Below are 12995 nucleotides of genomic sequence, written 5' to 3'. Positions count from 1 at the left end.
ACGACGGGGTGCCGCCGGTCCCACCCGCGCCGCGTGGGCCTGCGCTTCCCCCGCCACCGCAGCTGCCGCCGCCACCGCAGCTGCCGCCGCCGCCCAGGCTGCCGCCGCCACCGGCGCTGCCCGCCCCGCAATTACCGCCGCTGCCTGCTGGTGTCTGCGGTAACACGCCGTTGTGCTGAGCGGTTGATCGCCGAGAATTTCAGCCGCGCAACCAGTTCAGGAAGCGCTCCACCGCTGCGGCGGTGTTGTGCCCGTGTGCCGACCCGAAGAAGTCGAAAGCGTGCTGGGCGTGCGGGATCTCGGCGTAGATGACCGGGGCCTTCGACACTGCCCGCAGCGCGGCGACGAAATCGCGGCCCTCCTGCACCGGGATGACCGAATCGTCTGCCCCGTGCAGCACGAAGAACGGCGGCGCGTCCGCGTGCACCAGACTGATCGGGGAGGCGTCGAGGTACACCTGCCGGTTCGTGGCGAACGGTAGTTTGACGATGAACTTCTGCAGGATCGCCACGAATTCGGCTCGGCCGGAACCCGTGTCGGTGAACCAGTCGTAACGTCCGTAGATCGGAACCGCGGCCGCCACCGACGTGTCGACATGCTCGAACCCGGGCTGCCATTTCGGATCGTTGGGTGTCAGCGCCGCCAGCGCGGTCAGGTGTCCGCCGGCCGAGCCGCCGGTGATGTACACCGATTCGGGATCACCGCCGTACTCGGCGATGTTCTCCCTGACCCAGGCGATGGCACGCTTGACGTCGACGATGTGATCCGGCCAGGTGTGCTTAGGGCTGATCCGGTAGCCGATGGACACACAGATCCAGCCGTGTTCGGCGAGCCTGCTGAGCATCGGGTAGGCCTGCGGCCTGCGCATCCCGATCATCCATGCCCCACCCGGAACCTGCAGCAGCACAGGCGCTTTGCCGTCGCGTGGCAGGTCAGGACGCATCCAGACATCGGCGAGGTTGGGACCGTGGGGGCCGTACCGCGCCGTCTCGTGCACGTAGCGGCGGCGCGTCCATCCGGTGCCGAAGACCCCGCGGGGTTTGCGTTCGGGTTCCTCGGCCTCCGGATAGTCCGGACCCAGCGCCGCGCGAAGCGGGTCTTCAAAGTACTTCTTGGATGTGTCCTCGCGGCGTTGCACCATGACGAGCAGGCCCCAGGTGAGTGCCTTGAGCGCCAGCGAGACACGACCGTTGCGGGTTCGATAGTGGCCGAGCAATGTTCGGCGCAGCACATCGAGCAGCGAGCCGGTCAGGAACAGCGGCGCGTTCTCCGACGTCGGCCAGCCGAAGGCGAATGTCGGCAAGGTGCTGTAGCCCTTACGCCCGAGTGGGCGTACAGCATTGGCGGCATTGACCAACTCGGCCAGCGCGCCCAGCGCAGGACGGGGTTTACGCACGGTCATGCGGTCCTACTACCCACCGAGGCGGTCTTGCAAAGCACGACGGTCGATCTTTCCGGTGCTGTTGCGCGGCAGCTCATCGAGGATCGTGATGTCGCGAGGGACCTTGTAATTGGCCAGGTTCTCCCGCACGTGCGCCTTGAGCGCGTCGACGGTGACCGCGCCCTGCAGCACCACGAATGCCGACAGGCGCTGACCGAACTGTTCGTCGTCGACCCCCAACACAGCGGCCTCGGCGACATCGTCGTGGGTGACCAGCGTCTTCTCCACCTCGATGGGATAGACATTCTCACCGCCGGAAACGATCATCTCGTCATCTCGGCCGACGACGAACAGCCGGCCGGCCGCATCCAGATAACCGACGTCCCCGGAATTCATGAAACCATCGTGGAAGTCTTTGTTCTTACCGTTGGTGTAGCCGTCGAACTGAGTGGAGTTTCGGACGTAGATGGTTCCCACTTCGCCGGCCGGCAGCGGGTTCAGATCGGGATCCAGAATGCGAATCTCGGTGCCCTCGGCCGGTTTTCCGGCGGTGTCCGGTGCCGCGCGCAGATCGGCCGGGGTCGCCGTGGCGATCATGCCTGCCTCGGTGGCGTTGTAGTTGTTGTAGATCACGTCACCGAACTGGTCCATGAATTTGATGACCACATCGGGCCGCATCCGGGATCCGGACGCGGCCGCGAACCGCAGGGTGCGTCCGCTGTAGCGATTGCGGACCTCGTCGGGCAGTTCCACGATCCGGTCGAACATCACGGGTACCACGCACAGGCCGGTGGCGCGGTGGGTGTCGACGAGCGCCAGGGTCGCCTCCGGATCGAACTTTCGCCTGGTGATGATCGTGCACGCCATCGATGCGGCGAAGGCCAGCTGGGAGAAACCCCAGGCGTGGAACATCGGAGCGACCACGACCACGGGCTCCTCGGCCCGCCACGGCGTGCGGTCGAGGATCGCCTTGAGCACCTCCGGACCACCGCCGGAATGCCTTGCCCCCTTGGGGGTTCCGGTGGTTCCCGAGGTCAACAGGATGACCTTGGACTTCTCCTTGGCGCGCTGCGGCTCCCGACCGGCGTACTCGGTGATCAACTTCTCGACGGTGAACAACGCCGTCGCACTGTCGGCCCAGGCGACCACACGCGTGGTCTGCGGGGAATCTTCCAGCGCCCGTTCGACCGTCGAACTGAACTCCTCGTCGTAGATGACCGCACTGGGCCGGTCCGCGGTCTCGCGTTGCCAGACCTCGGCCAGAGCGGGGCCGGCGAATGCGGTGTTGAGCAACAGCACGTCGGCGCCGAGCCGGTTGGCCGCGATCAAGGATTCGACGAAGCCCCGGTGATTGCGCGCCATGATGCCGATCACCTGCGGCTCACCCGACGGCAGGTCCTGCAGCCCCGCCGCGAGCGCATCGGAACGCTGGTCGATCTCCCGCCAGGTCAGCGCGCCGAGTTCGTCGATCAACCCGACCCGGTCGCCGCAGCGTTGCGCCGCGCTCGCGAAACCCGATGTGATTCCCATGTTCTCGCGTGCCATGGCCGCCGCGATACGCAGGTACTTGTCGGGGCGCAGGGGAGCGATGACACCGGCCCGGACCATGGTGTCGACCAGACCGACCGTCGCGGTGACCCGGTCGACGACGGGGCGGGCGAGGCGTCCGGGGATATCCTGCAGGCCCATCAGCCGATCACCGGAAGCCGTCGCTCGGCGGCCAACTCGTCCAGAGCGCCCTGCATGACACGGCGCACGTGGGCGTCGACCTCGTCGATATCGGGGTTCTCCCCGAACTGTTCCTCGATGTGGACCGGCGGCAACACCTGCATCGTGATCTTGGCGGGCAACGGGACGTTCAACGGAACCACCGCGGACAGGCCGAACGGGAACCCGAAGGACACCGGGACGATCTTGGTACGCGCCAGTCGGGCGATCGGTCCGAGCCGCTTGGCCAGCCAGGTGCCCCGCGAGAGGTAGAGCTGGGTCTCTTGTCCACCGATGCCGACCATCGGCACGATCGGCACCCCGGCGTTGATGGCGGCGCGGACGTACCCCTGGCGGCCGTCGAAGTCGATCTTGTTGGCCTCCAGGGTGGGGCGGTAGACATCGAAGTCACCGCCGGGGAAGACCACCACCACACCGCCCGAGCGCAGCGCCTCGTCGGCATTCTCGTGGCTGGCCAATATGAAACCGGTCTTCTTGAAGAAGTCGCCGGTCGGCCCGATCATCAGCATGGCGTGGCTCAGCGTGTAGACCGGCCTGCCGTACCCGTGACGGTCGTAGAAGTCGGCGGCGAAGATCGGTACGTCCATCGGGAACAGCCCGCCGGAGTGGTTGCACACCACCAGCGCACCCCCCTCGGGGAAGTTCTCCAGTCCGCGGACCTCGGAGCGGTGATAGGCCTTCAGGAACGGCCGCAACAGCCCCATCACCCGCTCGGTGAGTCCGGGGTCGAACTTGGTGATCTCGGTCGGTTCGATATCGGTCGAGCCCATGGCCATGCCTCCGGCGGTCGAAATAGAACGTGTTCTAATTTTGCACGTAATCTCGTCCGGGGTCAAAGGCATGATGGAGCCATGACCGTCGATGTGGCCGCCTACTTCGCCCGGGTCGGGTACTCCGGCGATGGCGCGCCCACCCTGGATACGCTGCAGGTTCTGCACGCCGCACACAACCGGAGCATCCCGTTCGAGAACCTCGATCCGGTGCTGGGCACACCCGTGGTGGACCTCGGTGCCGACGCGTTGTTCGCCAAACTGGTCGACCGCCGCCGCGGCGGATACTGCTACGAGCAGAACGGACTGTTCGGCTACGTCCTCGAGGCGCTCGGGTTCGGGGTGGCGCGGCTGACCGGCCGCGTGGTGTGGATGCAGGAACCGGGCGCTGCGCTGCCTGCCGAAACGCACAACGTGCTCGCCGTGAGCGTCCCCGGGCGTGACGGTCGCTACCTGTGTGACGTGGGGTTCGGCGGCCAGACGCTGTCGTCACCGATCCGGTTGGAGGCCGGACCCGTGCAACAGACCCGGCATGAGCCCTACCGCCTGGTCGCCACCAGTCCTGATGCCTTGCGGCTGGAGGCCTTGGTGCGCGAGAAGTGGCAGGCCCTGTACGTCTTCACCACCGAGCCGCGACCGCGCATCGATCTGGAGGTCGGCAGCTGGTACGTCTCGACCTACCCGAAGTCGGTGTTCGTCGCCGGGTTGTCGGCAGCTCTGGTGACCGACGACGCGCGCTGGAACCTACGCGGCAGACAGCTCGCCGTGCACGGCAAGGGCGGCACCGAACGCATCGACCTCGCCGGGGCCGACGAGGTCGTCGATCAGCTGGTGCACCGGTTCGGGCTGGATCTCACCGGCCTCGGCGATGTGGCGGCCGGCATCAGTCGCGTGCTGGGGAACTGACGAACACATCCCATGGGTCGGCGGCATCCAGCGCCCAGCGGCCCAGCCGGCGTGCATGGGACGCGGTGCTGCCGAACTCATCGGCCCAGCTACGCGCCCGCATGGTGACCGACCACAGCGGATGCTCGATGGTGACCCCGATGGCGCCGTGCAGCTGGTGTGCGATCGTCGTCACCGGTGTGGTGGCGCGGCCGACGGCCACCTTCGCCACCGTCACCGCGTAGTCGGCGCGGGGATCGGCGAAACCGTACTCGGTGACCGCGGCGGTCGCCAGATCTGTTGCCGCCCTGGCCTGTTCGATTTCACCGGCCATCGATGCCAGCGAATGTTGGACGGCTTGGAACTTGCTCAACGCCCGGCCGAACTGCACCCGGTCGGAGGTGTGTGCCACCGTCAGCCCCAACGCCGCGTCCAGTGCCCCGACGATCTGCACACAGCGGGCCCACGCGCCGCGGCGCATCAACTCTTCGAGCGCCGAGGCATCGAGGCGGGTCTGCCCAGGGGCCGCGTAGCGCAGCGTGCCGCGTGGTTCACCGCCCAGGTTGTGCCCGGTGGTGAGTTCGGGATCGTCGATCCACCCGATGTGCAGCCCGTCGTCGGTGCGTGCGGCGAGCAGGATCGCCGCATCCTCGGGCCACGGCACATCGCGTGCGACGCCGTCGGTGCCGATGGCGATCGTCAGGGGCCCATCCGGCGCATCGAGTCCCGCCTGCCCGGCCAGCCAACCCGCCAGCAGATCGGTCTCGGCGACCGGCACGGCCGCGGCATGGCGGGCCAGTCCGGCCAGCACCACCGCGGCCTCGGCGGGTCCGGCGTCCTGTTCGGTGGTCAGCCGGGCCAGCCCGGTCTCTTCCATATCCCGCCACAGATCGGCGTCGAAGGTCTCCGGTAACCGGCGGTTGCCGAACCGGGCCTGTGCCGCCTTGGTGCCGATATCGTCGACCAGTTGCGTGAGCTCATCCACTAGCGAACCCCCAGTCCCCGGGCGATGACTCCGCGCAGCACCTCGTTGGTGCCGCCGCGCAGGGTGAACATGGGCGAATGTTGCCGGGCCGTGGCCAGCACCGCGCGTAGCCGCTCGGCCGCCGCGTCGTCGCTGACGTAGTCGATCAACTCGGCGCACAGCTCCACCGACTGCTGCTCGAAACGGGTACCCAGATCCTTGACCAGTGCCGCCCGCGTTGCCGCATCCTCACCGGCGGACAGCGCTCGGGCCACCGAGACCGACAATTGGCGCAGCGCCATCGCGCGGCCGAGCAGGTCGCCGACCTCGGCGGCGGTGCGATCGTCGACGGTCTGTTGGCCGAGCGACCGGATGACGTCGATGACGAGCGTCGCGGTGGACAGGATGCGTTCCGGTCCGCTGCGCTCGAAGCCCAGTTCGGCGGTCACCTGGTGCCATCCGTCGCCGATCTCGCCGAGCACGTCGGCATCGGCGACGCGCACCTCGTCGAAGGTGACCTCGTTGAAGTGATGGTGCCCGTCGAGGGTGATGATCGGGCTGATGGTCACACCGGGGGAGTCCAGCGCGACGATGAACTGGCTGAACCCGGCGTGCCGGTGGTCGGGATCCAGCGCGCTGGTGCGGGCCAGCACGATCGCGAAATGTGCGCGGTGCCCGCCGCTGGTCCACACCTTGGTGCCGTTGATGGCCCACCCGCCATCGACCCGGGTCGCCTTGGTGGCGGTCGCGGCCAGATCGGACCCCGCACCGTGTTCACTCATCCCGATCGCCGAGTACAACGTGCCCGCGGCGATTCCGGGTAGCAGGCGACGGCGCTGCTCCTCGGTGCCGTAGGTCAGCAGTGACGGCGCCACTTGCCGGTCGGCGAACCAGTGCGCGGCCACCGGGGCGCCGGCGCCGAGCAGTTCCTCGGTCACCACGTACCGGTGCAGGAAGCCCAGACCGTGCCCGCCGTACTCGGTCGGGATCGTCAACCCGACGAAGCCCGCGTCGGCCAGCCGCTCACTGAACGCGGCATCCCAACTCGTCAGCCAGGAGTCGATCTCGGGTTGCCAGCCGAACGTGTCTCTGTCGGCCACCAGGAACTGCCGGACCGTGGACCTCAACTCGGCCAGGTCCCCGTCGTTGGCGCACAGCGCATCGAATTCACTCACCGATCGCCAAGTCTAGAACCAGCAGGAAATGTCATGGTCGCCGCGGCCGCCCTGGCAATACGCTCCGAGACGTGAATGCCCCTCGGCGTGACCGGTTGCGCGAGCTGCTCGACGCGGTCATCGATGCGCAGAACACCGATGTTGCCGGCATGGCGCGCAGCAGTTTCGCCTCGGAGTTCCATTTCTCCCGCGAGGTCAGCCGGTTCACCGGTGAGCCACCTGCGGCGTTGCGCCGCCGGGTGATGCTCGAACGTGCGGCCTGGCGGTTACAGCGCGGCGCCGGTGTGGCGGCGGTCGCGGTGGCGGAGGGCTGGTCCTCACCGGAAGTGTTCTCCCGGGCCTTCCGGCGTGCGTTCGGGGTGCCGCCCTCGCAGGCCGACGCCGTCGGGTTCCGGTTGCCGGCACCCAACGGGGTGCACTTCCACCCGCCGGAGTCGCTGTGGCTGGACTCGCCCGGCGATTCCGTCGCGCCCGATATCTCGTTGCTGATGATCGCCCACGATATCGCCGATACGAGCGAACTCATCGGTATCGCCGCCGGTCTCGCCGAAGAGCAATGGAGACAGCAGATTTCCCCCGGACAGGTGGTGCTGGACTGGGACGGGCCGGAACCGAGCGTGGGTGCGGTGCTCGATGCGCTGGTGTGGAGCAAGGAGGTCTGGCTGGCCAGCATCGAGGGACGCGATCTGCCTACCCGCGCGGGGCAGCGCAGCGCACGTGCGCTGGCCGCCGATCACGACGATATCGCCGCCCGCTGGACGGCGATGGTGCGCGAGTATGGGGAGCAAGGCAGGTTGGGCGACACCGTCATCGACGCGTTGTGTGATCCGCCCGAGTCGTTCCAGCTGTACGGCATCATCGCCCACGTCCTGACCTACTCCGCGCATCGCCGGGAACTGGTGCGCACCATGCTTTCCCGCCTCGGTGTCCAGGTGCATCGCGGTGACCCACTGGAATGGATGAGAGGTAACTGAGATGGCTTGCGTGTATTTCACGGCGTCCAGCCTCGACGGGTTCGTCGTCGACGAGCGCGACAGCCTCGACTGGCTGGTGACCCGCGATTTCGATGCAAAGGGCCCGTTCGGTTATGACACGTTCGCCGAGGGTGTCGGCGCGCTCGCGATGGGCTCGAGCACCTATGAATGGATCGTCGAGAATCACCCGGGCGACTGGCCGTATCGGCAGCCCAGTTGGGTGCTGACCAGCCGGGAAGGCGTCGTTGCGCCAGGACGCCCGGTGCGTACGTTCGACGGCGATGTGGCGCAGCTGTATTCGGTGCTGACCGAGGCGGCCGCCGACAAGGATGTCTGGGTGATGGGCGGCGGCAGGACCGCCGCGCAGTTCGTGGCGGCGGGGCTGGTCGACGAATTGGTGGTCACCTACGCGCCGTGCAGTCTCGGTACCGGTGCGCACCTGTTACCGGTGCGTTCGGAGTGGGAACTGGCCGAGGTCGACCGCAACGGTGAGTTCGTCTGCGCGCGCTGGCTCAGGCGGCCCGATCCGTCCGCGGTGGCCGGCTGAGCGGGTTGCGGCGGCGCATCGTGGGCCGCGGAACGCCGAGCTTCCCGGTGAATCGACGGCCTGCCACGTTGAGCTCGATCAGCAACATCGGTGCGCCTCCTTTCTGTCTGGTTCAGCTTAGGCAAAGTAACGCCGGCGCACGTCGTGGCTATTTCGCGTATCGGCAGGTGATCGGTGAACAACTGATGAACATCCGGTCACCGTCGAACCTGACCGTTGGGCGGGACTGCGCGCCGCCGCCGGTTTATCCTCACCGGATGGGGCACTACCTTTCCAACGTTCGCGACGTCGAGTTCAACCTCTTCGAGGCGCTCAATCTCGACAAGGTGCTGGCGACCGGCGAGTTCGGCGACCTCGACGGTGCATCCGTGCGGGAGATGCTGGCCGAGGCCGCACGGCTGTGTGAGGGCCCGATGGCCGAGGCATTCGCCGAAACTGACCGTCAGCCACCGACTTTCGATCCCAAGACGCACACCGTGAGTTATCCGGAACCGTTCAAGGCTGCTCTGCAGGCCTGGCAGGACGGTGAGTGGTTCCGGGTTGGGCTCCACGAGGCCGTCGGCGGGATGCCCGCGCCGGCGGCCCTGACCTGGGCCATCGCCGAGTTCGCGCTCGGCGCCCAGCCCGCGGCCTACATCTGCCATTCCGGGCCGGTGCTGTCGGACATCGTCTACAGCCTGGGTAACGAGCAGCAGAAGCACTGGGCGACGCTGATGGCCGAGCGCAACTGGGGCGGCACCATGGTGTTGACCGAACCGGATGCCGGTTCCGATGTCGGCGCCGGCCGCACCAAGGCGACCCAGCAGCCCGATGGCAGTTGGCATCTGGACGGCGTCAAGCGGTTCATCACCAACGGCGACACCGGCGACATCTACGAGAACATCGTGCACGCGGTGCTGGCGCGGCCCGCGGGTGCAGGTCCTGGCACCAAGGGCCTTTCGCTGTTCTTCGTCCCGAAGTTCCTCTTCGATCCGCAGACCGGTGAGATCGGGGAGCGCAACGGGGTGTACGTGACCGGACTGGAACACAAGATGGGTCTCAAGGCCTCGGCGACCTGCGAGCTGACCTTCGGCCAGCACGGCCGTCCGGCCGTCGGATGGTTGGTCGGCGACGAGCACAGCGGAATCGCGCAGATGTTCAAGATCATCGAGTATGCGCGGATGATGGTCGGCACCAAGGCGATCGCGACCCTGTCGACCGGTTATCTGAATGCCCTGGAGTACGCCAAGACTCGTGTGCAGGGTGCCGATCTGACGCAGATGACCGACAAGACCGCACCGCGGGTGACGATCCTGCACCACCCCGACGTACGGCGATCTCTGTTGACGCAGAAGGCCTATGCCGAGGGTCTGCGTGCGCTGTATCTCTACACCGCGGCGCACCACGACCCCGTGGTTGCCGAGATCGTCTCCGGCGCCGATCCCGACATGGCGGCTCGGATCAACGATCTGCTGCTACCGATCGTCAAGGGTTTCGGTTCGGAGACGGCCTACCGCTACCTGACCGATTCGTTGCAGACCTTCGGCGGATCGGGCTATCTGCAGGACTATCCGATCGAGCAGTACATCCGCGACGCCAAGATCGACTCGCTGTACGAGGGCACCACAGCGATCCAGGCGCAGGACTTCTTCTTCCGCAAGATCGCCCGCGATCAGGGTGCGGCGCTGACCCATCTGCTGGGGCAGGTGCAGTCCTTCCTGGATCGCGAGGATGCCCGCCCGGAACTGGCCGAGGGGCGCGCGGCGCTGGCGGCGGCGGTCGGCCACGCGCAGGCCATGGTGGGCGCGCTCATCGGGTATCTTGTTGCCTCCCAACAGGAGCCGCGTGAGCTTTACCGCGTGGGCTTGGGTTCGGTGCCGTTCCTGATGGCCATCGGTGACCTGCTGATCGGCTGGTTGCTGTTGGAGCACGCCGAAATCGCAGCCACCGCACTGGAGTCGGCGTCGGATAAGGACCGGGCGTTCTACCAGGGCAAGATCGGGGCCGCCGAGTTCTTCGCCAGACACGTTCTGCCGCGACTGAGTTCGGATCGCGCCGTCATCGAGTCGGTGCGACTGGACACCATGGAGTTGCCCGAAGAGGCGTTCTAACCTGTTTTACCGAGGGTTATCTGGGCCCGGCTGCCCTGTCTCACCTCGCGAGCAGACACTTCTACCCCCAAAAGCTTGGGGAATTGGGGGTAGAAGCGTCTGCTCGCGAAAGGAAATGGCTACTCCGGGGTGTACCCGAACGGCAGCAGCACGCTCTTGGACTCGCAGTAGCCGGCGATGCCCTCGGGACCACACTCGCGTCCCACACCGGAGTTCTTGTAGCCGCCGAACGGGGCTCCGGCGTCGAAGGCGTACATGTTGATTCCGTAGGTACCGGTGCGGATCTGCTTGGCGATCTCGACGGCCTTGGCGAAATCGGTGGTGTACACCGATCCGGCCAGCCCGTACACCGAGTCGTTGGCGATGCGTACGGCGTCGGCCTCGTCCTCGTAGGGGATCACCACCAGGACCGGTCCGAAGATCTCCTCCTGGGCGATTGTCATCGAGTTGTCGACATCGGCGAACACGGTGGGCTGGACGAACCAGCCGGTGTCCAGGCCCTCGGGTCGGCCGCCACCGGTGACCAGCCGGGCGCCCTCGTCGAGACCCTTCTTGATGTACCCCTCGACGCGCTCACGCTGCTTCTCCGAGATCAGCGGGCCCACCATGGAGGCCGGGTCGTCCGGCTGGCCGGCCTGCATGCCTGCCGCCGCGGCGGCGACCTTCTCGACGACCTCGTCATAACGCGAGCGCGGGGCCAGGATGCGGGTCTGGCCCACACACGCCTGCCCGGAGTTCATCAGCCCGGAGAAGATCAGCATGGGCAGCGTCGAGTCCAGGTCGGCGTCTTCGAGGATGATCGCCGCGGACTTGCCGCCCAGTTCCAGCGTGCACGGCTTGAGCTTCTCGGCGGCGATCTTGCCGATCTCCTTGCCGACGGCGCTGGAGCCGGTGAAGGTGTACTTGTCCAGTGCCGGATTGTCGGTCAGCGCGCGGCCGGTCTCGACACCACCGGGCACCACCGAGAGCACACCCTCGGGCAGCCCGGCCTCGGCGAACACCTCGGCCATCAGGTTCGTGGTCAGCGGCGTCTCGGCGGCGGGCTTGAGCACGATGGTGCAGCCGGCCAGCAGTGCCGGGCCCAGCTTGTTGGCGGCCAGGAAGAACGGCACGTTCCAGGCGACGACCGCGCCGACGACCCCGACGGGCTCCTTGAGCACCAGCGTCTGGCCGTACAACCCGTCGCGGATCTCCTGCCAGGAGAACTTGTCGGCGCCGGAGGCGTAGAACTGCAGCGTCGACATCGCCGCGCCGAACTGCATCATGTCCACGATGGTCGGCGGCTGACCGGTCTCCAGCTTGAGCAGGTGCTTGAACTCCTCGGCGCGCGCCTCGATCAGTTCCACCGCCTTGGCCAGGACGGCCTCGCGCTCCTTGGGCGACATCCGGGGCCACGGGCCCTCGTCGAACGCCTTGCGCGCGGCCTCGCAGGCGGCATCGACATCCGCCTTGGCGGCCATCGGAACCTGGCCCACCTTCTGTTCGGTGGCGGGCGAGTAGACCTCGATGACCTCGGCGGTCGACGGTTCGACCCACTGGCCTCCGATGAACAGCTTGTCCCACGTTGTCTTGAACGCCGTCTGTGTCATACGCGTCACATTACCCAGAAAACACCGAAACGAGAACCTGTTGCAGTCAGGGCTGTAGCACCAGCACCAGATTGCTCACCGTGAACTCCCGAAACCCTGGTACCTCGGTCATCCACCACGCCCATCGTGGGTGGTAGCGGGGAAATGCGGCCACCAGCGCGCCGGTTGAGCGGCCCCAGCGCAACCCGTCTGCCGCCGAGACCGCGAACAACGACGATCCGTAGTCGTTTTTCGGCCGATGTCCGTGCCTGCGGGCATATCGGTCGGCGGCCCGCGCTCCGCCCAGATAGTGCGTCAGGCCCATCTCGTGCCCGCCGAACGGCCCGAGCCACACCGTGTAGGACAGCACCACCAACCCACCGGGCCTGGTGACGCGCAGCATCTCGTTGCCGAGCCGCCACGGTTGCGCGACGTGTTCGGCGACATTGGAGGACAGGCAGATGTCGACGCTGGCGTCGGCGAAGGGCAGCGCGGTTCCCGAGGCCCGCACGAAGGTCCCCGCGCCGCCCGGTGTCCCGGCGGGACCGGCATGCATCTCGCCGGGGTCTGGTTCGACGCCGATATAGGCCATCCCGGCCGCGGTGAACGCCGATGCGAAGTAACCAGGGCCCCCACCGACGTCGATGACGGTGCGGCCGGCGGCGGTGGAGGCGGTCAGGCCCGTCCACAGATCGGTGACCATGTCCACCGTGTCATCGGCCAGCGCCCCGTAGAAGCGTGCCGGGTCGGACTGTTCGAACCGAAACGAGCTCAGCAGCCCGACGGAGCGCCGCAGAGTGGCCCGACGGGCGAAAAGGGAGGTGGGCGGCACCTCGTCACCCTAGGTGTTCGGCTCTCGCAGGGGCCTGGCCACCGGCTTTCCCGCAGGTTCGACCGCAGGCGTGCGCAGGCT

11 protein-coding genes are annotated in these 12995 nt (G+C 67.2%); 4 read left to right on the top strand and 7 right to left on the bottom strand.

The annotated features are described in order from the left end of the window. Positions 1-199: 199 nt before the first annotated feature. Genes G154_RS20995 through G154_RS20985 form a run of 3 tightly spaced genes read right to left on the bottom strand, consistent with a single transcriptional unit; the run spans position 200 to position 3879 of the window. Complete coding sequence (locus tag G154_RS20995) at positions 200-1402, bottom strand: alpha/beta hydrolase (protein ID WP_019511766.1); 1203 nt, start codon at positions 1400-1402, stop codon at positions 200-202. Positions 1403-1411: 9 nt separating this feature from the next. After that, positions 1412-3070 carry an acyl-CoA ligase FadD12 gene (fadD12, locus tag G154_RS20990; protein ID WP_019511765.1) on the bottom strand — a complete coding sequence of 553 codons (1659 nt, stop codon included), beginning with the start codon at positions 3068-3070 and terminating at the stop codon, positions 1412-1414. Further along, positions 3070-3879 carry a 1-acyl-sn-glycerol-3-phosphate acyltransferase gene (locus G154_RS20985; RefSeq protein ID WP_023985140.1) on the bottom strand — a complete coding sequence of 270 codons (810 nt, stop codon included), beginning with the start codon at positions 3877-3879 and terminating at the stop codon, positions 3070-3072. The genes fadD12 and G154_RS20985 overlap by 1 nt, the downstream gene beginning before the upstream one ends. 81 nt (positions 3880-3960) lie before the next feature. Here G154_RS20985 and G154_RS20980 point away from each other — a divergent pair, with 81 nt between their 5' ends. Next, positions 3961-4785, top strand: coding sequence for an arylamine N-acetyltransferase (locus G154_RS20980; RefSeq protein ID WP_019511763.1), 825 nt, complete (start codon positions 3961-3963; stop codon positions 4783-4785). Here G154_RS20980 and G154_RS20975 read toward each other — a convergent pair. Both G154_RS20975 and G154_RS20970 read right to left on the bottom strand, forming a co-directional pair. Further along, complete coding sequence (locus G154_RS20975; protein ID WP_019511762.1) at positions 4763-5749, bottom strand: acyl-CoA dehydrogenase family protein; 987 nt, start codon at positions 5747-5749, stop codon at positions 4763-4765. The genes G154_RS20980 and G154_RS20975 overlap by 23 nt on opposite strands. Next, a complete protein-coding gene (locus tag G154_RS20970; RefSeq protein ID WP_019511761.1) occupies positions 5749-6903 on the bottom strand; it encodes an acyl-CoA dehydrogenase family protein in 1155 nt (384 codons plus the stop codon). The genes G154_RS20975 and G154_RS20970 overlap by 1 nt, the downstream gene beginning before the upstream one ends. Before the next feature lie 71 nt (positions 6904-6974). Here G154_RS20970 and G154_RS20965 point away from each other — a divergent pair, with 71 nt between their 5' ends. From G154_RS20965 to G154_RS20955, 3 genes are all read left to right on the top strand, one after another. Next, positions 6975-7877: a helix-turn-helix domain-containing protein gene (locus tag G154_RS20965; protein ID WP_023985141.1), complete on the top strand. Its 903-nt coding sequence runs from the start codon at positions 6975-6977 to the stop codon at positions 7875-7877. Position 7878: 1 nt separating this feature from the next. Next, the gene (locus G154_RS20960) at positions 7879-8424 is read left to right on the top strand and encodes a dihydrofolate reductase family protein (protein WP_023985142.1); all 546 of its coding nucleotides are present in this window, start codon (positions 7879-7881) and stop codon (positions 8422-8424) included. A gap of 257 nt (positions 8425-8681) precedes the next feature. After that, complete coding sequence (locus tag G154_RS20955) at positions 8682-10514, top strand: acyl-CoA dehydrogenase (protein ID WP_023985143.1); 1833 nt, start codon at positions 8682-8684, stop codon at positions 10512-10514. Positions 10515-10633: 119 nt separating this feature from the next. Here G154_RS20955 and G154_RS20950 read toward each other — a convergent pair whose 3' ends face one another. Next, a complete protein-coding gene (locus tag G154_RS20950; RefSeq protein ID WP_019511757.1) occupies positions 10634-12103 on the bottom strand; it encodes an aldehyde dehydrogenase in 1470 nt (489 codons plus the stop codon). Between the two features lie 46 nt (positions 12104-12149). Next, entirely contained in the window at positions 12150-12914 is a 765-nt protein-coding gene (locus G154_RS20945; protein WP_019511756.1) for a class I SAM-dependent methyltransferase, read from the bottom strand. Positions 12915-12995 lie beyond the last annotated feature (81 nt).

Source organism: Mycobacterium sp. VKM Ac-1816D, assembly GCF_000416385.1.
GTDB classification, from domain to species: domain Bacteria; phylum Actinomycetota; class Actinomycetes; order Mycobacteriales; family Mycobacteriaceae; genus Mycobacterium; species Mycobacterium neoaurum_A.
The sequence above is the reverse complement of the archived record's forward strand: the minus strand, read 5'-3'. Positions and strand labels throughout refer to the sequence as shown.

Bases quoted from the DNA above. Each gene is read 5' to 3' on its own strand.
- G154_RS20955 (WP_023985143.1), top strand. From the start codon at position 8,682: ATGGGGCACTACCTTTCCAACGTTCGCGACGTCGAGTTCAACCTCTTC.
- G154_RS20980 (WP_019511763.1), top strand. From the start codon at position 3,961: ATGACCGTCGATGTGGCCGCCTACTTCGCCCGGGTCGGGTACTCCGGC.
- G154_RS20985 (WP_023985140.1), bottom strand. From the start codon at position 3,879: ATGGGCTCGACCGATATCGAACCGACCGAGATCACCAAGTTCGACCCC.
- fadD12 (WP_019511765.1), bottom strand. From the start codon at position 3,070: ATGGGCCTGCAGGATATCCCCGGACGCCTCGCCCGCCCCGTCGTCGAC.
- G154_RS20995 (WP_019511766.1), bottom strand. From the start codon at position 1,402: ATGACCGTGCGTAAACCCCGTCCTGCGCTGGGCGCGCTGGCCGAGTTG.
- G154_RS20960 (WP_023985142.1), top strand. From the start codon at position 7,879: ATGGCTTGCGTGTATTTCACGGCGTCCAGCCTCGACGGGTTCGTCGTC.
- G154_RS20950 (WP_019511757.1), bottom strand. From the start codon at position 12,103: ATGACACAGACGGCGTTCAAGACAACGTGGGACAAGCTGTTCATCGGA.